This is a genomic window from Bacillus sp. CHD6a (assembly GCF_001293645.1).
Classification (GTDB): domain Bacteria; phylum Bacillota; class Bacilli; order Bacillales; family Bacillaceae_I; genus Sutcliffiella_A.
The window spans coordinates 1-21,890 of record NZ_LBMD01000012.1; the positions used below are offsets into that span (position 1 = coordinate 1).

At 40.3% G+C, this 21,890-nt stretch carries 18 protein-coding genes; 10 read left to right on the top strand and 8 right to left on the bottom strand.

What is annotated here, in order from left to right:
• Positions 1 to 264: 264 nt before the first annotated feature.
• The 8 genes from AAV98_RS11020 to dnaA form a co-directional block, all read right to left on the bottom strand.
• The gene (locus AAV98_RS11020; RefSeq protein ID WP_060665622.1) at positions 265 to 1,335 is read right to left on the bottom strand and encodes an HD-GYP domain-containing protein; all 1,071 of its coding nucleotides are present in this window, start codon (positions 1,333 to 1,335) and stop codon (positions 265 to 267) included.
• A gap of 73 nt (positions 1,336 to 1,408) precedes the next feature.
• Entirely contained in the window at positions 1,409 to 3,901 is a 2,493-nt protein-coding gene (gene gyrA, locus AAV98_RS11025) for a DNA gyrase subunit A (RefSeq protein ID WP_060665623.1), read from the bottom strand.
• Positions 3,902 to 4,239: 338 nt separating this feature from the next.
• Complete coding sequence (gyrB, locus tag AAV98_RS11030; RefSeq protein WP_060665780.1) at positions 4,240 to 6,165, bottom strand: DNA topoisomerase (ATP-hydrolyzing) subunit B; 1,926 nt, start codon at positions 6,163 to 6,165, stop codon at positions 4,240 to 4,242.
• An 87-nt stretch (positions 6,166 to 6,252) separates the two neighbouring features.
• Entirely contained in the window at positions 6,253 to 6,501 is a 249-nt protein-coding gene (gene remB / locus AAV98_RS11035; protein WP_060665624.1) for an extracellular matrix regulator RemB, read from the bottom strand.
• Between the two features lie 11 nt (positions 6,502 to 6,512).
• A complete protein-coding gene (recF, locus tag AAV98_RS11040) occupies positions 6,513 to 7,634 on the bottom strand; it encodes a DNA replication/repair protein RecF (RefSeq protein WP_060665625.1) in 1,122 nt (373 codons plus the stop codon).
• Positions 7,635 to 7,651: 17 nt separating this feature from the next.
• Positions 7,652 to 7,864 (bottom strand): S4 domain-containing protein YaaA, encoded by a 213-nt coding sequence (gene yaaA, locus AAV98_RS11045; protein WP_060665626.1) that lies wholly within the window; start codon positions 7,862 to 7,864, stop codon positions 7,652 to 7,654.
• A 143-nt stretch (positions 7,865 to 8,007) separates the two neighbouring features.
• Positions 8,008 to 9,144 carry a DNA polymerase III subunit beta gene (gene dnaN, locus AAV98_RS11050; RefSeq protein WP_060665627.1) on the bottom strand — a complete coding sequence of 379 codons (1,137 nt, stop codon included), beginning with the start codon at positions 9,142 to 9,144 and terminating at the stop codon, positions 8,008 to 8,010.
• A 184-nt stretch (positions 9,145 to 9,328) separates the two neighbouring features.
• Positions 9,329 to 10,675 carry a chromosomal replication initiator protein DnaA gene (gene dnaA / locus AAV98_RS11055; protein WP_060665628.1) on the bottom strand — a complete coding sequence of 449 codons (1,347 nt, stop codon included), beginning with the start codon at positions 10,673 to 10,675 and terminating at the stop codon, positions 9,329 to 9,331.
• A 1,124-nt stretch (positions 10,676 to 11,799) separates the two neighbouring features.
• Between dnaA and rpmH the strand changes: the two genes are divergently transcribed.
• The 10 genes from rpmH (at position 11,800) to AAV98_RS11105 (ending at position 21,832) form a co-directional block, all read left to right on the top strand.
• Positions 11,800 to 11,934, top strand: a complete 135-nt coding sequence (rpmH, locus tag AAV98_RS11060) for a 50S ribosomal protein L34 (RefSeq protein WP_010197888.1) — start codon at positions 11,800 to 11,802, stop codon at positions 11,932 to 11,934.
• 127 nt (positions 11,935 to 12,061) lie between these two features.
• A complete protein-coding gene (rnpA, locus tag AAV98_RS11065) occupies positions 12,062 to 12,409 on the top strand; it encodes a ribonuclease P protein component (RefSeq protein WP_060665629.1) in 348 nt (115 codons plus the stop codon).
• Positions 12,410 to 12,692: 283 nt separating this feature from the next.
• Complete coding sequence (spoIIIJ, locus tag AAV98_RS11070) at positions 12,693 to 13,475, top strand: YidC family membrane integrase SpoIIIJ (RefSeq protein WP_156317743.1); 783 nt, start codon at positions 12,693 to 12,695, stop codon at positions 13,473 to 13,475.
• Complete coding sequence (gene jag, locus AAV98_RS11075) at positions 13,472 to 14,110, top strand: RNA-binding cell elongation regulator Jag/EloR (RefSeq protein ID WP_060665631.1); 639 nt, start codon at positions 13,472 to 13,474, stop codon at positions 14,108 to 14,110. Before spoIIIJ ends, jag begins: the two co-directional genes overlap by 4 nt.
• A gap of 554 nt (positions 14,111 to 14,664) precedes the next feature.
• Entirely contained in the window at positions 14,665 to 16,053 is a 1,389-nt protein-coding gene (gene mnmE / locus AAV98_RS11080) for a tRNA uridine-5-carboxymethylaminomethyl(34) synthesis GTPase MnmE (protein ID WP_060665781.1), read from the top strand.
• 53 nt (positions 16,054 to 16,106) lie between these two features.
• Complete coding sequence (gene mnmG / locus AAV98_RS11085; RefSeq protein WP_060665632.1) at positions 16,107 to 17,996, top strand: tRNA uridine-5-carboxymethylaminomethyl(34) synthesis enzyme MnmG; 1,890 nt, start codon at positions 16,107 to 16,109, stop codon at positions 17,994 to 17,996.
• A gap of 27 nt (positions 17,997 to 18,023) precedes the next feature.
• On the top strand, positions 18,024 to 18,740 hold the full coding sequence (gene rsmG / locus AAV98_RS11090) for a 16S rRNA (guanine(527)-N(7))-methyltransferase RsmG (RefSeq protein ID WP_060665633.1): 717 nt from the start codon (positions 18,024 to 18,026) through the stop codon (positions 18,738 to 18,740).
• 120 nt (positions 18,741 to 18,860) lie between these two features.
• Positions 18,861 to 19,706 (top strand): nucleoid occlusion protein, encoded by an 846-nt coding sequence (gene noc, locus AAV98_RS11095; RefSeq protein ID WP_060665634.1) that lies wholly within the window; start codon positions 18,861 to 18,863, stop codon positions 19,704 to 19,706.
• Between the two features lie 520 nt (positions 19,707 to 20,226).
• On the top strand, positions 20,227 to 20,988 hold the full coding sequence (locus AAV98_RS11100) for a ParA family protein (RefSeq protein WP_060665635.1): 762 nt from the start codon (positions 20,227 to 20,229) through the stop codon (positions 20,986 to 20,988).
• Entirely contained in the window at positions 20,981 to 21,832 is an 852-nt protein-coding gene (locus AAV98_RS11105) for a ParB/RepB/Spo0J family partition protein (RefSeq protein ID WP_060665636.1), read from the top strand. The genes AAV98_RS11100 and AAV98_RS11105 overlap by 8 nt, the downstream gene beginning before the upstream one ends.
• The last annotated feature ends 58 nt before the right edge of the window (positions 21,833 to 21,890 follow it).

A 21,890-nucleotide genomic window follows, 5' to 3' on the forward strand; every position in this document is an offset into this window, starting at 1 on the left:
AACTCTTTTGTGTTGCCGCCTTTCAAAAGCGACTTCATTAATATATCATTTATTTCATTTTAAGTCAACATCTTTTTATTATCTTTTTTCGATAGTTATGTAAGATGCAACTCGTTGTCGTTGCTGACTTGATTGATTATAGCATGGGTCGATTAGGGATGCAATTACTTTTTTAATATATTTTTATTTTCTTTTATGCAACAGAAAAAACGAAGGAAACCTGATAGATTCCCTCCGTTTTTTCTACAGGATTTATATAAAGAGTTATTTTAAAACTTCTTCTATATGAATATCTAATTCTTGATTTAATGTGAGGAATTGATTGGAGTCAATTTCTCTCACCATCGGCCTAGACGGATATTGTGGATCGATAAAGGCTATCTCTGCGATTTTATTATTAGAAAGCTTTATCTTGTCACCTATGCTGAAACTGCAAACATTTGACGTGAGAGCTTGAACGATAGAAAGATCATATTTCCCAAAGGTTTCATGTTTCAGTTGTTCTATGACTTTAAATGGCGATTGTTTGCTGCGGTACTTCCTGGGGGACGTCATCGCATGAAACACATCTGCGACTGCAAGTATTTTTGTATAGGTGTGTATTTTGTCTTCTGATAGTCCAAAAGGATAGCCGGTTTTATCGTAGCGTTCATGATGCTGCAATACAGCAAGTTTTATTTCATCCTGAATCACTGGTTGTTTGCTTACCATTTGATAGCTGAAGATAGGGTGTTCTTTTATTTGCGCAAATTCCTCTTTTCTCAGGGCCGCAACATTTTTTAATATTTTCTGATCGATACGGGACATGCCGCAATCCATTAAGAAGCCAGCTATGCCGACTTGAATAATATCTTTCTTTTTATAGCCAAGAGATTTAGCAATTGCAGAAGCAATAATCGCTACTGCTACAGAATGATGATAGATATAGTCTTCTTCGTTTGTGTAATGGTAGACTGCAAAAACTTCTTCTTGATATTGAAGGGATTTTTCTATTAAAGGGATAATTGTCTTGCGAACGGCACTATAATCAATCGGGGCACCTGAGCCCCATGCCTCGTACATTTTTTTGTAAGATTGCGTTGCTTTTAAGTACATCTGTAAAAAGGAATCCTCTTTTGGTTTATCTTCAAGCATGGTTAACAATTGAGGGTTGAAGGGTTGTCCGTTTGAAAGGAAAGCTTCTATTTCTACTTTTTCTACCAAAAAAGATTCTAATATTTCGATGTGTTGATTTGTCAGAACGGTTCTCTTTGGCATAATCGGTTTTGATGTGAGTGCCTTTATCTCTTGTGCCAGAATACACCCTTCCACTAGCTGTTCGGTTTTCACTAACATGAACGCTCTCTCCTTATAAACAAAGAGGAACACATAAAAGTGCTCCTCTCTTAGAGTTGATCATTTACTCTTCTTATTCTTCGACCTCTTCTGCGGAAACTCCTTCTTCCATTTCTGTATCTTCCGTACCATCTTCTGGCTCATCTTCTTTGTCCACCCTTGCGACTGTTGTCACAAATTCGTTCTCTGCTAGACGAATGAGTTTCACTCCTTGGGTGTTTCGGCCCATTTGTGAGATTCCATCGACTGACATACGGATTAGGACGCCACTTGCTGTGATTAACATCAAGTCTTCCTCCGTGGTTACGGTTTTAACAGATACCAGCTCACCGTTACGTTCGGTGATATTACATGTTTTTATCCCTTTTCCTCCACGGCTTTGAACACGGTATTCTTCCGCCGGAGTTCGTTTTCCATAACCATTTTTGGTTACAACTAACACATCTAAGCCTTCATCAAGCAGTTCCATCCCTACTACTTCATCATTTTCAGCAATGGAGATTCCTTTTACTCCTGTAGCCGTTCTGCCCATGGAGCGCACGTCTGTTTCATGGAAGCGAATAAGCATACCGTTTTTCGTTCCAATGATCATTTCTTTTGTGCCATCTGTTAATTTTACAGAGATTAATTCATCACTTTCTCTTAATCCAAGGGCAATGAGGCCGCCCTTACGAATATTGGCGAATTGAGATAATGGGGAACGCTTGGATATTCCATGCTTGGTTGTAAAGAATAGATACCAGTCATCCACAAAGTCTTCCACTGGGATAATGGCGTTGACCCATTCTCCTTTTTCCACCTCAAGCAAGTTAATAATTGGAATTCCTTTTGCTGTTCGGCTGAATTCTGGAATTTCATACCCTTTTGCACGGTACACTTTCCCTTTGTTAGTAAAGAAAAGAAGGGTATCGTGAGTGGAAGTGGTCAATAGATGTTCAACAAAATCATTCTCGTTGGTTCCCATCCCTTGAATTCCACGGCCTCCTCTACGCTGGCTACGGTATGTGGAAAGAGGCAGACGTTTAATATAGCCATTATGTGTAAGGGTAATCACGACATTTTGACGAGGAATTAAGTCCTCATCTTCTATATTTTCAAAACCACCAACCATGATTTCCGTACGTCGAGTATCGTTGAAACGTTCTTTTACTTCTGTAAGTTCTTCACGGATAATCTCAAGTACTTTTTCTTCATCTGCAAGGATTGCTTTTAATTCAGCAATAAGCTGCATAAGTCCTTGATACTCTTCTTCAATCTTTTCGCGCTCTAAGCCTGTTAGACGTTGTAGACGCATGTCTAGAATGGCTTGTGCTTGTTTCTCAGATAGAGAGAATTCTGTCATTAACCCTTCACGGGCTATATCTGCCGTTTGGGAACTGCGAATCAAGGTGATAACTGCATCTAAATGATCTAATGCTATACGCAGACCTTCTAAGATGTGTGCTCTTGCTTCGGCTTTACGAAGTTCAAATGCTGTACGACGCTTGATTACTACTTTTTGATGTTCTAGGTAGTGATATAGGCACTGTTTCAAGTTCAATACTTTCGGTTCACCGTTTACTAATGCAAGCAGGTTGATACCAAAACTTGTTTGAAGAGAGGTCTGTTTATATAAGTTATTTAAAAGGACATTAGCATTCGCATCTTTTTTAACTTCCATAACGATACGCATACCGTTACGGTCTGATTCATCACGCAAGTCAGAGATGCCTTCTATTTTCTTATCGCGAACAAGGTCCGCAATTTTTTCAATCAGCTTTGCTTTATTAACCTGATAAGGCAGTTCATGGACAAGGATGACTTCTCTGCCATTTGGTTTTGTTTCAATTTCCACTTTAGCACGCACAGTAATGGATCCACGACCCGTTTCATAGGCTCTTCTGATACCGCTTCTGCCTAAGATTTGGCCCGCTGTCGGAAAGTCTGGCCCCGGAATGATTTCCATCAATTCAGGAATGGTAATGTCAGGGTCCTTACTTACGGCAAGCACTCCATCAATGATTTCACCTAACTGATGAGGTGGGATATTGGTTGCCATCCCTACGGCGATTCCAGAAGCACCGTTTACAAGCAAGTTTGGAAAACGTGCAGGCAATACAACGGGCTCTCTTTCGGAACCATCGTAGTTATCCTGATAGTCAATCGTGTCTTTATTGATATCGCGAAGTATCTCCATGGAAATCTTCGACATTCTTGCTTCGGTATAACGCATGGCAGCTGCTGCGTCACCATCGACAGATCCAAAGTTTCCGTGACCATCGATCAGCATATAACGGAAGTTAAAGTCTTGCGCCATACGGACCATTGTGTCGTAAACCGCAGAATCACCATGTGGATGGTACTTCCCGATTACTTCCCCTACGATACGCGCAGACTTTTTATAAGCTTTATCAGCTGTCATTCCTAAATCATTCATGGCGTACAAGATACGTCTGTGTACAGGTTTCAATCCGTCCCTTACATCTGGCAGGGCACGGGATACGATAACACTCATGGCATAGTCCAGGAATGATGTTCTCATTTCCTGACTGATATTTATTTCTTTAACTGAGGACCTCTCAGACATAATAACGAACCTCCTTGCGAAATGTGAGTTCAAGACCACATTCGCTTTCGCTCTTCTCTATGTAAAAGACAGGATAGCATGACACGTCGCCACTGAATTATCACTAAATTCTGGTGTTTGTTAACAACCGCTGTTGATTTCGCAAATGGCTTCGGTTTCCGCGGGGCGGCCTTGAGCCTCTTCGGGCTTTGCCCTGCGGGGTCTCAACATTGCCGCTATTCCCCCGCTGGAGTCTTCGCCATATGCTCCTATCACCAGCTAGAAACCATAGGAACTTTAGTTTTCATTTTTCAGTGGCCCGGCATAGTCCTACCCCACTTTTTTATGGGATTCTGAAATTAGATATCCAGATTTTTAACATAACGGGCATTGTCTTGGATAAAGTTTCTTCTCGGTTCTACTTTATCGCCCATTAGAATTTCAAATGTTTCATCCGCTTCGATTGCGTCTTGCAGGCTTACCTGTAACAACGTTCTAGTCATAGGATCCATTGTTGTTTCCCAAAGTTGCTCTGGGTTCATCTCTCCTAATCCTTTATAGCGCTGGATGCCGGCTTTTGGTTGATCGGACATGGTCGCAAGAACTTCCTCAAGCTGACGTTCATTGTACGCATACTCAATCTTTTTACCCTGTTGAATCTTGTAAAGAGGCGGCTGGGCAATGTAGATGTATCCATGTTCAATGATTTGGCGCATGTAACGGTAGAAGAATGTCAGTAAAAGAGTACGGATATGGGCACCGTCGACATCTGCATCTGTCATGATCACAATTTTATGGTAACGTGCACGCGAAATGTCGAAGTCTTCGCCGATTCCAGTACCTAGCGCTGTAATAATGGCACGTACCTCGTTGTTGGATAAGATTTTATCTAACCGTGCTTTTTCTACATTGATAATCTTTCCACGTAAAGGCAAAATCGCTTGAAAGTGGCGATCACGCCCTTGTTTCGCTGATCCTCCCGCAGAATCTCCCTCTACCACATATAATTCGCTGATCGACGGATCTTTAGAGGAGCAATCTGCCAATTTTCCAGGAAGGCTGGAGATTTCCAATGCACTCTTTCTTCTGGTGAGTTCTCTTGCTTTCTTGGCTGCCATTCTTGCTCGGGAAGCCATTAAACCTTTTTCTACAATTTTTCTGGCTGCAGAAGGGTTTTCAAGCAGGAAGCCTTCAAATTTTTCCGTAAAAACAGAGTCAGTAACTGTTCTTGCTTCACTGTTTCCTAATTTCGTTTTTGTCTGGCCTTCAAACTGAGGATCTGGGTGTTTGATCGAAACGATGGCCGTCAAGCCTTCTCGAACATCTTCCCCAGTTAGATTGCTGTCTGCATCTTTGAAAATATTGTTCTTGCGGGCATAGTCATTGATTACTCTCGTCAATGCCGTCTTAAAGCCAGATTCATGGGTTCCACCTTCATAGGTATTGATGTTGTTGGCAAAAGAGTACAAATTGCTTGTGTAACTGTCATTATACTGCAGTGCCACTTCGATGGAGATACCGTCCTTTTCTCCCTCTACAAACACAACTTCCTCATGAATAACTTCTTTTGTACGGTTCAAATGCTCTACATAAGAAGCAATACCGCCGTCATAGTGGTATTCATTCTTTTTCGGCGTTTCTTCACGCTTATCTTCAATCGTTATTCGTATTCCTTTATTTAAGAACGCAAGCTCACGAAGACGGTGTGCCAGCGTATCGTAGTCATATTCTTTTGTTTCTGTAAAAATTTCTTCGTCAGGAACAAAATGAATGATTGTCCCTGTGATGTCCGTTTCACCAATTATCTTAAGGTCCTCATTCGGTACACCTTTATTGTATTGCTGGTAATGGATGTTGCCATCGCGATGGACATATATCTTAAGCTCAGAGGAAAGGGCATTAACTACGGATGCACCAACCCCGTGCAGACCCCCGGATACTTTATAGCCGCCACCGCCGAATTTTCCACCTGCGTGAAGTACGGTCATAATTACTTCTACTGCCGGACGCCCCATCTTTTCATGAATTCCGACTGGAATACCACGGCCGTTATCTTTTACGGTGATGCTGTTGTCTTTTTCGACGATCACATTGATCTCAGAGCAATACCCTGCCAACGCTTCATCGATACTGTTATCGACAATCTCCCACACCAAGTGATGCAGACCTTTGGCACTGGTAGAACCGATGTACATACCTGGTCTCTTTCGAACGGCTTCAAGGCCTTCAAGTACCTGTATATTACTTTCATCATAGCTGTTTTCTTGCAATTCTTTTTGGTCCATCGTCATATCTATCACCTTCACTTTTTATTTCTACACAATAGACTGGTTGTCTTTTAGGGCAACAAACGCATCTATAACAGAATTACTCTAATAAAGGAACTCCTCCATCGAGGTATCCATTCTTTTTTTCAAGGTTGTTGAGGCTAAAGGAGAAAGGTATATGTGCTCCTCGGTAATCACGATTGATTTGATGTCATGTTTACTGATATTTTTAATGGATTTATCTGCTACTTCCGGAAGCGTACTCTTCCAGTCGGATTGCAGGAGCCTGCGATCTAAAATAGCAATAATTTTAGAAGCGCGCACCATTACTTCTTCTCCAATATGCAAATACATGAGCCTTCACCTCAATTTCGTTTCTTGATCGTACCGGAGACCACCTCATATGTAGCCGCTTGTCTCAGGGTTTGATGGTCGATTCCATCCACGCTCGTTGTTGTCACGAAAGTTTGAACCTTTCCCTGAATGGTGTTTAAGAGATGGGATTGTCTATAATCATCTAATTCAGATAATACGTCATCAAGGAGCAGTATGGGATATTCCCCTACTACCGAGTGAATCAGATCTATTTCTGCAAGCTTCAGCGACAGAGCTGTCGTGCGCTGTTGTCCTTGTGATCCAAATGTCTGGACATCTTTTCCGTTCACTTGAAAGAGCAGGTCATCACGGTGCGGACCAAATAGTGTTACGCCTCTTTCAATTTCTCTATCTTTTATTTTATCAAACTTTTCGTTATATGCTTCTATCATTTTCGACAAGTTTGTTGTTTCTGATACATAATCAATGGATGGTTTGTAGATAATAGTCAATTCTTCCAAATCACGGCTGATGCTTTTATGAATTGGCTGAGCCCAGCTTTGCAGCAATTGAACGAATTCCTGCCTCTTTTCCGTCACGCTCGCAGCCATTTCAATTAGCTGCTCTGTTAATACAAACAGCATGGTTTCGTCTTTTTGCTTTCTCGTCTGTAACTGTTTCAAGTAATGATTGCGCTGCTGAAGTACTTTTTGATACCTCGACAGGTCATGCATATACCGTGGTGATACTTGACCAAGTTCCATATCTATGAAACGGCGTCTTACCTGAGGACTACCTTTTACAAGGGTTAGATCCTCAGGTGCAAACATGACGATATTCATATTTCCGATATACTGACTTAATTTTGTTTGTTCAATATGATTAATCTTTGCTTTCTTCCCTTTTTTACTAATGACTAGTTGCAGCGGCAACTCTCCATTCCGTTTATGTATCCTGCCTTCTATTTTACCATACTCTTCGTCCCATCTGATAAGATCTTTATCATTGGACGTCCTGTGTGATTTTGCCATTGCCAATACATAGATAGATTCCATCACATTGGTCTTTCCTTGTGCGTTCTCTCCTAATATGACATTCACACCATTTTCAAAGACGGCATGCAAGCTTTCATAATTGCGATAGTGTCTTAACGTCAATTCTTCAATATACAATCCGTATCACCAACTCATCAGGAAACAACGACATATTTTCCATGACCATCTATTTCAATTACATCTCGTACTTTCAATTTTCTTCCTCTTCTGTCTTCAAGCTCTCCGTTCACTTTCACTTCGTATTCTGAAAGAAACCATTTTGCCATTCCGCCTGATTGAATGACGTCGGCCAACTTTAAGAATTGTCCTAGTGTAATCATTTCTGTAGAAATCTGAATTTCTGTCATTAGTTCGCGCTCACTTTCTTTTTAGGGATAAGTATTTCTTTTACTATTCCCTTATTGTCTACTTCCTATTGTACTAGAACTTCTCCATATAGAAAAGAAAGCCACTAGGAATGGTCACTAGCAGCTTTCTGATTCAATATTTATTAATAAGTTCTGACTGGCAGGATAAGTTGAAGCATGGAATCATCATGTAATGTTTTGATGACAAACGGCCTCATCGCACCGGTGAAATTTATTAATATCTCGTTTCCTTCAAGCGCCTTTAAAGCATCCATCATATATTTTGCGCTAAAAGAAATTTTCAGTTCTTCACCATCAATGGAATTGCTTTGGACTTGTTCCACTACTTTTCCGACTTCTGGAGAATTAGAGGAAACTTCCAATGTATCAGACTCTAAAGTAGCAAGCTTTACTACATTGTTTCGTCCTTCTCTTGCAAGTAAGCTCGCACGATCAATCGCTTGTAGGAATTCTTTCGTTGTTACCGTGATATCCGTTTTACTTTCAGCAGGAATTAGTCGGGAAGTATCCGGATAGTTTCCATCAAGCAAACGGGAGAAGAAAAGAATATTTTTTGCTTTAAAAAGTACTTGGTTTTCCGTCATGACGATATCAAGCAACTCGTTTGTATCATCTAAAATTTTATTTAATTCATTTAAACTTTTTCCAGGAATGACTACATTGCACGTAATCTCATTTTCCGCTTCTACCTTTGCTTTGCGTAAAGCCAAGCGATGACTATCTGTTGCAATACAGGTAAGTTCATGGTTTTCAAGCTTCCAGTTTACACCTGTCAAGATAGGTCGTGTTTCTGAGGTGGACACTGCAAAGACAGTTTGTCGAATAATGTTTTTTAATAGATCAGTTGGAACACGGAATACGTTTTGTTCCTCTACTTGTGGCAAATGAGGATACTCAGCAGCATCTTGTCCATTTAGGTTAAATTCCGATTTTCCAGAACGAATGGTTGTGACATATTGGTTTTGAACCTCGATTTCAACTGTATCCATTGGAAGTTTTTTAATAATTTCACTAAAGAATCGGGCTTGCAGTACAACACTACCAGCTGTTCTCACTTCGACATTTTCCGATCCATCTTCTTCACAAGGAATGAAGGATTCAATGGAAATATCAGAATCACTTCCAGTAAGGGTAACGCCTTCTTCTGTAGCGACAATCTTTATTCCAGTCAAAATAGGAATGGTTGTCCGGGAAGAAACTGCTTTTAGTACATCTTGAACGCTTTGAACTAACTTGTCGCGTTGGATAATAAATTTCATCGTAATCCTCCTTAATGGGCAGGTCTATTTATATATTTTATTAATAAAAAACTAGTAGAAGTAATAGTAGGGGCTGTGATTATGTGGATAACTCACATTTCGACTACAAAGAGTAGATATCCACATGTGAATAACCTGTGTTTAACTAAGTGCCACTTATACACAGTTTCCACTATTGTTCTATTTAACTTTTTAGAGAATCGGCAATCGATTGAATTTGTTTTTGTAATGTTGTATCTGTTTTTACAAGATTAGAGATCTTTTCATGAGCATGAATAACGGTCGTATGATCTCGTCCTCCGAATTCCTCTCCAATTTTCGGCAATGAATAATCTGTGAGCTCCCTTGATAGGTACATAGCAATTTGTCGAGGGAAAGCAACTGATTTCGTTCGCTTTTTTGCTTTAAAATCCTCTAATTTGACACTGTATTCTTCTCCAACGGTCCGTTGAATGTCATGAATCGTCACTACTCTAGGCTTAGAGCTTGGAATGATATCTTTAAGTGCCTCTGCTGCCAAGTCAGCATTGATATCCTTATTAATTAGAGAAGAATAGGCAACAACTCGAATAAGTGCCCCCTCAAGTTCACGGATATTTGAATCAATTTGATTGGCAATGTAGAGCATCACTTCATTTGGAATATCTAGCCCCTCTGCTTTTGCTTTCTTACGCAAGATTGCGATACGGGTTTCTAAATCTGGTGGTGTGATATCTGTAATCAAGCCCCACTCAAAACGGGATCTCAGGCGGTCTTCCAAGGTCGGAATCTCTTTTGGAGGCCTGTCACTAGAGATGACAATCTGTTTGCTTTCTTCATGCAGTGTATTGAACGTATGGAAAAATTCCTCTTGAGTTTGTTCTTTTCCGGCAAGGAATTGAATATCATCAATAAGCAACACATCGACATTTCGATATTTATTGCGGAAATCGACAGCTTTGTTGTCACGAATAGAATTAATGAATTCATTGGTGAATTTTTCAGATGATAAATAGACCACTTTTGCAGCAGGATTATGCTCAATAACATAATGGCCGATGGCATGCATTAAGTGGGTTTTTCCTAGTCCTACTCCCCCGTAAATAAATAGAGGATTATAGGCTTTGGCTGGAGCTTCAGCAACTGCCAAAGAAGCAGCGTGAGCAAACCTGTTTCCAGAACCGATGACAAATGTGTCGAATGTGTACTTCGGATTCAGCATATTTTGAGGAATTTCGATCATATCATCATTTTTTTTCATTTTTGCAGGAGGAGTTTTTATTTCGATCTCTTCATCTGCTTGGTTTTGAGGAATAATAAATTTAATAGATAATTCTTCTCCTGTGATATCAGAGATGGTTTCTCCAATAAGACCGGAATACCTGGACTCTAGCCAGTCACGTGCAAATTCATTTGGCGCAGTGATGACGAGATTATCTCCTTGCAAAGAATGAGCTTTTGTACTCTTCAACCATGTTTCAAAGCTTGGCTTACTTATTTTTTTCTCTATCTGATTTAGTGCTTTGACCCATAGATCAGAAATATTTTTCATCATGAATCCCCCTTTCGTTTATGTCTGGCAACCTTTTTACAATAGAAAAAGGTGCTTATCTGTACAAGTTTTGTTCAACAAACACTCTGCTAGAAAAACACCCGTTGTATGTTTATTCATTCGTATACTGTGAAAAAGATATTATATAGTAGAAAAGTAGTTTTCGACAAAAAACCGCACCTGTGGACAATTACTTACACACACCCTTGAATAACTATCCACACTTTATCCACAATCTGTGGAAAACTATTTTCTGTTAATCATTTATTAAGAGTGAAAACACAATAATAATATCAAAAAAAACCTTATGTTGCAATTGCTTTTTGTAATTATCCACAACTACCACAAATTGTGGAGAAAAGTTTTCCACAACACAATATACTGTGTAAACCTTGTCGATAAGTGTTGTGGATGACGAAAAATAGCGAAAAAAGTTATTCACAGGTTAAAAAAGGTTGAACGTATAAAAGAAAAATGTAAAAACTAAGTTAACCTAAGTGAAAGGCGCGAAGACTCCTGCGGAGAAGGGACAGGTCAGACCCAGCAACAAAGGAAGCCACTGAAAAACTGATGACGTAATGTTTTTTACGATTCCTAGCTGTGGATTGGAGCAAAAGGCGAAGACTCCTGAAGGAGATAGCGCTAGGTGGAGACCCCGCAGGCGAAGCCGAGGAGGCTCCAGCAGCGCCCCTAGGAAAGCGAAGCCATTTGCGGAAATCCACAGCGGTGTTTAGTAAAATTTTAAAATCAAGGTCTTTTTCAGTGGCTTCCAACACAGTAAGGAGGCTCCCGGACTGCCCCAGAAAGCGAAGCGCCTGGAACGGAGGTTAACAGTTAAATACAATTTTTAATGTAGAAGTGAGCGAAGGATCTCTTGTTAGTTTTTACTATATAAAAAGAAAGGGTTGCTTTGTGGGGCTGGGGAATTTATACTTACATTTGGGAAGTTGACATTCCGATGGTATATTCTCTATAATTAGTAAGACTGTCTGTAAAGAAATTTTATATTATAGGAAAGCAAGACTTTCCAGTAGTGTTGAAAAACGGCTTATAAATGTCTATCGATCATATAGAGGTGTTTTTCCACTTAGATTTTGAAGTATCCTCAGGGAGGTGTCATAGTAATGAAAAGAACGTTTCAACCAAATAATCGTAAACGTAGTAAAGTACACGGTTTCCGTGAGCGTATGAGTTCTGCAAATGGACGTAAAGTTCTTGCACGTCGTCGTCGCAAAGGAAGAAAAGTATTATCAGCATAAGGCCACTGACTGTCAGTGGTCTTTTTTACTATTTCGGGCATATTCCGGTTATTTTTTCATGAGATTTTAGAAAGAATGTGGAAATGGAACCGAATTAGAGGATTTGTGTAAGGCAGGAGGAGACACATTGAGGAAAGAACAAAGAATTAAAAAAAATAAAGAGTTCCAACATGTGTTCCAAAAAGGAAAGTCGATGGCTAATCGGCAATTTGTTATTTATGCTGTGCAAAAAGAGGATCAGCCTGTATTTCGGATTGGTTTATCTGTCAGCAAGAAAATTGGAAACGCTGTAACAAGGAATCGAATAAAGCGGCTAGTCAGACAAGCCATTCACGAAATGAACGAACAGCTACCTGGTGGCGTTGACATTGTCGTGATCGCCAGGAAACCAGCTGCGGACATGTCATTTGAAGAAGTAAAGAAAAGCCTACAACACGTAATAAGAAAACTCCCGACACTATCAGCTAAAAAATAAACTATAAGAGAACTATAAAAATTCTATTTAGTTTATAGCTTTTGATTGGAGCAAAAGGCGAAGACTCCTGTGGGGGAGTAGCGACATTGTTGAGACCCCGCAACGAAGTGAGGAGGCTCAAGGTCGCCCCACGGAAAGCGGAGCGGTTTGCGGAAATCAAAAGCGGTGTTGATTTGAGCTTGAAAAAATGTGTTGGAAGTGTGACATATATTCAATTTGTCAGATAAAAATGATAGGATGTAAAAGGAATCATTTTTTTTGTGTAAAAAGGAGGAAAAAGAGGTTGAAAAATCGAATATGGCTACTAACGGCCCTTATCGGACTTGTAGTCTTACTATCAGGTTGTACAGAAATCAACCAGCCAATCACCAATGAAAGCGAAGGCTTTTGGAATGAATTTGTGGTTTATCCATTATCTTGGTTGATTACGTATTTTGCAGAACTAATGAATAATGACTACGGTCTATCTATTATTATTGTAACGTTATTAATCCGATTTGCTATCTTACCGTTAATGATTAAACAAACAAAGAATGCAAAAGCGATGCAAGCATTACAACCGGAAATGAAAGCACTTCGTGAAAAATATAGTTCCAAAGATCAAAAAACACAACAGAAATTACAGCAAGAGACAATGGGTCTTTTCCAAAAACATGGTGTAAACCCGCTTGCTGGATGTTTTCCTTTATTGGTTCAAATGCCGATCCTTATTGGATTTTTCCATGCGATTACTCGTACGACGGAAATTGCAAACCATAATTTCTTATGGTTTGACTTGGGAGATCCGGATCCATTCTTTATCCTGCCTGTTGTTGCTGGAATCACGACATTCATTCAGCAAAAAATCATGATGGCAGGTATGGATAACAACCCGCAGATGGTAATGATGCTTTGGATCATGCCAATCATGATCGTTGTTTTTGCAATCAATTTCCCTGCGGCACTTTCCCTATACTGGGTAGTGGGTAACATCTTTATGATTGTTCAAACTTACTTTATTAAAGGACCGGAGCTGAGAAAAGCAAAAGAAGCAGCTACTGGAACTGCAGGAGGAACAAAAAAGTGAAAGAAATAACTGCAACTGGTCCAACAGTCGAGGAAGCTGTCCAATCTGCTTTAGCTCAACTAAACACATCAAAAGACCGTGCAGAAATTACAATCGTTGACGAAGGCAAGAAAGGTCTCTTCGGATTGTTTGGCTCTAAACCTAGTGTTGTAACCGTCAAATTGAAGCAAGACCCCATCGAAGAATCAACGAATTTCTTGAAAAAAGTTCTTACTGAAATGAACATTGTCGCAGAACTCGATGTAAAAGTGGAAAGTAGAAATATCTTCATCAGCATCAGTGGCGAGAAAACCGCACTAATAATCGGAAAAAGGGGACAAACCCTTAATTCCCTTCAATATTTAACACAAATTGTCGCAAACCGCTTTTCCAATCAGTATTTAAATGTCGTCATTGACGCAGAAGGATACCGGGAGAAACGCCGTGAAACCCTCGAGCAGCTTGCAGAACGGCTTGCGCAAAAAGCAATGAAAACAAAACAGGATGTACATCTTGAGCCAATGCCTTCTTTTGAACGCAAAGTGATGCACTCGATCATTTCTTCCTACCCAGAAGTAGAAACCTACTCCGTAGGAAAAGAACCGAACCGCTCCCTTGTCATCACAGCAAAAAAGAACAAAGTCGCAAGAAGATAATCCAAATAAAAAACGGCTGGCCCGATATCAAGGGCCAGCCGTTTTTTATTTATAAATATATTGAGACAAGTGGATTGGAGCGGAATACATTCGACTCCTACGGGAGGAAGGGACATGGAAGACCCCATAGGTGAAGCGAGGTCATTTGCGGAAATCAACAGCGGAGTTTAACCAATTTATAAAATCAAAGATTTTTTCAGTGGCTTCGGCTTAGCCGAGCACGCTCCCGGCACCCCGCGGAAAGCGAGTGTCTGCAGTGGAAAGGAACGACTAAAAAGAAAAGCGAATTCTTAAATTTTCGAAGAGGTTTTAGCTAATACAAACTTCGGCAAAACTGATGAAGCAACTGTGCGAGATTTGTTTATTGTTATTCACATGTGGATAAGTTAAAATAATTGATGACAAACGAAGCTCTTGGGAAATTTTTGTGGATAACTGTCGAAGAGGAATACTTTAAAAGACACAAAAATTATGCTAACCTTAGTAAGTTAAAGGACGAACTATTTTACATTGATATAGAAGTAATAAAAAGAAAAAGAAATGAGGTGAATGATATGTATGAGTTTGACACGATAGCAGCTATTTCGACTCCAATGGGGGAAGGGGCTATTGCCATTATCCGCCTGAGCGGTGATGAAGCGTTCCGAATTATTGATGAAATTTTTGTCACCCCATCGTCCAAGAAAATGAATGACGTTGCCTCTCATACCATTCACTACGGACACATCGTAGATCCAAAAACGGAAAAGACAATAGAAGAAGTAATGGTGTCAGTTATGCGTGGACCTAAAACTTTTACAAGGGAAGATGTGGTGGAAATCAACTGCCATGGCGGGCTTGTATCCGTTAATAAACTCCTTCAACTTGTATTAAGCAGAGGAGCGAGGCTTGCAGAACCTGGAGAATTCACCAAGCGTGCCTTTTTAAACGGGCGTATTGATCTTTCGCAGGCTGAAGCAGTGATGGATTTAATCCGTGCCAAAACAGATCGTGCGATGAATGTGGCGCTAGGTCAGATGGAAGGTCGATTATCCAAACTGATCCAAAAACTTCGTCAAGAAATTTTAGAAACATTGGCGCATGTCGAAGTAAATATCGACTATCCTGAATATGATGATGTCGAAGAAATGACCCATCAAGTATTGCTTGAAAAGTCGACATATGTAAAAGAAGAATTGGAAAAGCTGTTACAAACATCTCAACAGGGTAAGATACTAAGAGAAGGTCTTTCTACTGTTATTATCGGACGACCAAATGTTGGGAAGTCCTCTTTGCTAAATAGCCTTGTACATGAAAATAAGGCGATTGTAACTGATATTCCAGGGACCACACGTGATGTCATTGAGGAATATGTAAGTGTCCGTGGTGTACCGTTACGTCTAGTGGATACTGCCGGGATTCGGGAAACAGAAGATATAGTAGAACGTATTGGTGTGGAAAGATCAAGAGAAGTATTAAAAAAAGCAGATCTGATTTTGCTTGTTTTAAATAACAACGATGATTTCACAAATGAGGACAAGCAGTTGTTTGAAGCCGTAAAAGGCATGGATGTCATTGTTATTGTAAATAAAACCGACCTGCCGACAAAAATTGATATAGAGCAAGTGAGAGAACTTGCTGAAAAACACACCGTCATTTCTACCTCTTTAAAAGAGGAACAAGGAATAGACGAACTAGAAGAGGCCATTTCATCCATGTTCTTCCAAGGGGACTTAGAAGCTGGTGATATGACATATGTCTCAAACTCTCGTCATATAGGTCTAATCACTCAAGCCCAACAAGCATTAGAAGATGCGATAGTTGGAATGGAAAGTGGTGTGCCGATAGACATTGTTCAAATAGATTTAACCAGAACGTGGGAAATACTTGGTGAAATTATCGGCGATGCGGTACATGAAAGCCTGATTGATCAATTGTTTTCACAATTTTGTTTAGGGAAATAGTGGCTCCTATCGTAAGTTTTTGTGAAAAGAGCCTAGAATAGGAGGGAACAAACATGGAATATCATGCAGGTTCCTATGATGTAATTGTAATTGGAGCCGGTCATGCTGGTGTTGAAGCAGGATTGGCAGCAGCTCGTCAGGGAGCGAAAACGTTAATGGTGACCATCAACCTGGATATGGTTGCTTTTATGCCATGTAACCCATCAGTCGGCGGTCCTGCTAAAGGAATCGTCGTGCGTGAAATTGATGCGCTTGGTGGAGAAATGGGAAGAAATATCGATAAGACGCATATTCAAATGCGTATGTTAAATACGGGTAAAGGTCCTGCGGTACGCGCATTGCGTGCACAGGCTGATAAGTTCCTTTACCAGCATGAAATGAAAAAAACTATTGAAAACGAAGAAAATATCACCTTGCTACAAGGAATGGTAGAAAAGTTAATCGTCGAGGACGGAGTATGTAAAGGTGTAATTACTCAAACAGGTGCCATCTATGAGTCCAAGACAGTCGTTATTACGACAGGAACATTCCTGAGAGGAAAAATTATTCTGGGAGAACTTCAATATTTAAGCGGTCCAAATAACCAACAACCTTCTATTACGCTTTCAAAGCATTTAGAGGAATTAGGGTTTGATTTGGTGCGTTTTAAAACAGGAACCCCTCCTCGTGTAAACAGCGCTTCTATTGACTACAGCAAGACGGAAATTCAGCCAGGTGATGAGGTGCCGCGCGCGTTTTCTTATGAAACAACGGAATACATTACCGACCAGCTACCTTGCTGGTTAACGTATACCAGTGCCGAAACACACCAACTAATTGATGACAACCTTCACCGTTCTCCGATGTACTCTGGGATGATCAAAGGGACCGGGCCAAGGTATTGCCCATCTATTGAGGATAAAGTGGTACGTTTCAATGACAAGCCTAGACACCAAATTTTCTTAGAACCAGAAGGAAGAAATACGCAAGAAGTTTATGTGCAGGGTCTTTCCACAAGTCTTCCGGAAGATGTGCAACGTAAGATTCTTTCTACTATTCCTGGTCTGGAAAATGTCCGCATGATGCGAGCGGGGTACGCTATTGAATATGATGCCATCGTCCCAACGCAATTATGGCCGACACTTGAAACAAAAAGAATACAAAACCTTTACACAGCAGGGCAAATCAACGGGACCTCGGGGTATGAGGAAGCGGCCGGGCAAGGGATTATGGCAGGTATTAATGCCGGAAGACGTGCTCTTGGAGAGGAAGATCTTATCTTAAGCCGTTCTGATGCTTATATCGGGGTATTAATTGATGACCTGGTGACAAAAGGAACGAATGAACCATACCGATTGCTTACTTCCCGTGCGGAATACCGCCTGCTCTTGCGCCATGACAATGCAGACCTGCGATTAACGGAAATCGGCCATAAAATAGGACTTATTTCCCCGGCTCGATATGCAAAGTTTGATTTGAAAAAACAAGAAATCGAGGCAGAAAAAGAACGCCTGCAATCCATTATTATTAAACCGAATGAACAGGTTCAGACCATCATCAGAGAAGCTGGCGGAAGTGAGCTGAAAGATGGCATCAGGGCAGCTGATCTTCTGAAGCGTCCTGAAATGACCTATGATCATATTCATCAGATGGTGCCTGCAGACAAGGAAATAACTCCTGATGTAGCAGAACAGGTGGAAATCCAGGTGAAATACGAAGGATATATTCAAAAATCCCTTCAACAAGTGGACCGCCTGAAGAAAATGGAAAATAAGAAAATACCAGAAAACATCGATTATGATGACATTCACGGACTTGCGAACGAAGCAAGGCAGAAGCTAAAAGAAGTGCGTCCTTTATCCGTTGCACAGGCTTCCAGAATTTCAGGGGTAAACCCAGCGGACGTTTCCATCTTGCTTGTTTATTTGGAACAAGGTCGTATCGCTAAAGTATCCAACGAGTAAATCCAACGATAGAAAGGATACGAACACATGAATAAAGAACAATTCATTTCCTTGTTGGAGGAGAAGGGGATCTCCCTTTCTCCTCAACAGCTTTCTCAATTTGATACATATTACAAGCTGCTGGTGGAATGGAATGAAAAGATGAATCTTACTGCCATCACGGATGAAGAAGAGGTTTATCTTAAACATTTCTATGATTCCATTACCGCATCGTTCTATGTCGATCTAAATAAAGAATTATCTCTATGTGATGTGGGAGCAGGTGCCGGTTTCCCAAGCATTCCTTTGAAAATATGTTTTCCAAATATTAAAGTTACCATCGTGGACTCGCTTAATAAGCGAATAACCTTTTTGCAAAACCTTGCAAGTGAACTAGGTTTGAAGAATGTTCATTTTGTACATGACAGGGCAGAAACGTTCGGGAAAAATGCTGACTACCGCGAGAAATTTGACCTGGTTACAGCAAGAGCTGTAGCACGTTTATCTGTGTTAAGTGAACTTTGTCTGCCATTGGTTAAAGAAGGCGGTATGTTTGTGCCGATGAAAGCTGCGGCTGCAAGCGAGGAGCTTGAAAAAGGAAAAAAAGCCCTGCAAATATTAGGTGGAAAGCTAGAAAAAGTGCATTCTTTCTCTTTGCCGTTAGAAGAAAGTGAAAGAAATATCCTGATCATCAATAAGATTAAATCAACACCTAAGAAGTACCCACGTAAACCAGGTACACCTAATAAACAACCGTTAGAATAAACTGTTATAGTGCATAGTAAACCTCGTTTCATGTGAAACATTTTGATCGGAAAAACAGGACTTATTAGCGTGAAAAGCGAATTACGTTAATAGGGATTCTATCCATAAGGTGGTGGAACTATGAAGTCTCCGTTCTCTCGTTTTTTTGGAATTGGCGAAAAAGAAGAACAGGAAATAGTAGAAAAGACTGATCATGAAAAAATTATGCAGGTAGCTGTAAAGGACATTGTTCCGAATAGATACCAACCACGTACTGTTTTTGTAGATGAAAGAATAGAAGAGTTATCTCTTACCATTCGGACACATGGAATCATTCAGCCTATTGTCGTCCGACAATTTGATGAGGGTAAATATGAAATAATTGCTGGAGAACGCCGTTGGAGAGCGGTTCAGAAGCTAGGTTGGGAGACCATACCTGCAATTGTGAAAGAATTTAACGATGCAGAAACAGCTTCTGTAGCCCTTATTGAAAACCTTCAACGTGAAGAGTTATCCGCCATTGAAGAAGCGATCGCTTATTCCAAGCTGTTAGAATTGCACAGTTTGACACAAGAAGCTTTAGCCCAGCGTTTAGGCAAAGGGCAATCCACTGTTGCAAATAAGCTGCGCCTTTTAAAGTTACCTTCTGAAATTCAAGATGCCCTGCTTCAGAAAAAAATAACCGAGCGTCATGCTCGTGCCCTTATTCCGTTAAAGCTACCGGAAAAACAAGTGGCCGTACTTGCTGAAATTCTTGAAAAGCAATTAAATGTAAAGCAAACAGAAGAACGCGTAGTAAAACTGCTGGAAGCTGCTAATCCAAAACCAAAGGCTAAGCGAAAAGCCTTTAGTAAAGATATGCGTATTGCGATGAACACAATCCGCCAGTCCCTTACGATGGTAAACGACAGCGGCATTAAACTGGATTCGCAAGAAGAAGAAACCGAAGAATATTACCAATTCACAATCCGCATACCGAAAAAATAATACCTCTATCAGGATGGCCCTCGCCGTTAATTATCAAAAACCTAGCAATCTAGTAATATCACTAGGCGCTACGACACGATAAGTAATAAGCGAAGCCATCTTTTTCTTGTCTTTACATTCAATTATTTCCCGAGAAACATTCTTCGACAATTTTCCACTCCCCTGCTCCCCTAATAATTATTCTCAAAAACAAGTTAAATTTCTGTCAATTCATGATAAAATATATGAGAAACAAAAGTCCTGTTTAATTGAATCACCAACAATAAAGTAGTCTCTAGCTGTTGATTGGAGCACTGGGCGAAGACTCCTCGAAAATGCTACGCATTTTCTTCGTGCGATGTATCGCTGTCGAAGCCTTCCTTGTCCTGAGGGAGATAGCGGTAGCTTGAGACCCCTGAAGCGTTGGGAGGAGGCTCAAGCACCGCCCCTAGGAAAGCGAAGCCCAGTGCGGAAATCAACAGCGGTGTTATCCAGAACCAACGAATAAAAAGTATGTTCTTTTCTGAAGGCAGGTGACAGCATGGGCAGAATTATTGCTATTGCTAACCAAAAAGGTGGAGTTGGAAAAACGACTACATCTGTTAACTTAGGTGCTTGTTTAGCCTACATTGGTAAAAGAGTGCTTTTAGTAGATGTGGACCCACAAGGAAACGCCACTAGTGGAGTGGGAATAGAAAAAGCAGAAGTCCATCAGTGTATTTATGATATTTTAGTAGAAGATGTGGAAGCGAAAAAGGCAATTCTATCAACAAAGGTAGAGAACCTTTCCATCATCCCCGCAACGATCCAACTCGCAGGTGCTGAAATTGAATTAGTTCCTACTATTTCTAGAGAAGTACGTTTAAAAAGAGCATTAGATGATGTGAAGCACCTGTTTGACTACATAATCATCGATTGTCCCCCATCTTTGGGCTTGTTAACCATCAATGCTTTAACAGCTTCTGATGCAGTTGTGATTCCGGTTCAATGCGAATATTATGCACTCGAAGGATTAAGTCAGCTATTAAATACGGTAAGGTTAGTACAGAAACATTTAAATAAAGAACTTATGATTGATGGTGTCTTGCTGACAATGCTCGATGCCAGAACAAATTTAGGTATTCAAGTGATTGAAGAAGTGAAAAAGTATTTCCAAGATAAAGTGTACCGAACCATTATTCCTCGTAATGTTCGTTTGAGTGAAGCGCCAAGCCATGGAGAACCCATCATTATTTATGATCCAAAGTCACGTGGAGCGGAAGTTTACTTAGATCTAGCAAAGGAAGTGGTGACACATGGGTAAAGGATTAGGAAAAGGCATAAATGCACTGTTTCCTTCGATGGAAGCTTCCAAAGAAGAAGCCGTTCAAGAAATAAGCATCAAAGACGTGCGACCAAACCCCTACCAACCGCGTAAATACTTTGAGCCTGAAGCAATTGAAGAATTAAAAGAATCCATCCTCCAACATGGAATTCTTCAACCAATTATTGTTCGTAAAAGCATTAAAGGGTACGAAATTGTCGTAGGGGAACGCCGTTTTCGTGCAGCAAAAGAGGCAAAGTTGTCCAAAGTTCCTGTTGTAGTCCGCACATTATCAGAACAACAAATGATGGAACTTGCGCTTCTGGAGAATTTGCAACGTGAGGATCTTACACCTATTGAAGAGGCTGCAGCCTATCAATCTTTGATGGTAAAGCTGGAATTGACACAAGAACAGTTAGCAAGCAGACTTGGGAAAAGTAGACCACATATAGCAAATCATATTCGTCTATTATCTCTTCCAAAGTCAGTCCAAGAGCTGATGAATGATGGAAAACTTTCCATGGGACATGGCCGGGCCCTATTGGGCCTCAAAAGGAAAGAAAAATTAAAAGCGGTCATTGATAAAGTTCTGCAAGAACACTTAAATGTGCGCCAGTTAGAACAGTTGATTCAGCAGTTGAATGAAAGTGTTCCACGTGAAACAAAAAAAGACACAGAAGAGAAAGATATTTTTCTTAAGGATCATGAATCAGTGTTACGAGAGCGTTTTGGAACGTCTGTCTTTATTAAACGTTCTAAAAACAAGGGGAAAATTGAAATTGAATTCTTCTCTGATGATGACCTGAATCGATTGTTAGAGTTGTTAGCTCAGACAGAAGAATAAAAAGCAGATCACTTCAAAGTGGTTTGCTTTTTTGGATAGGTGTTATTTTAATAGAAAT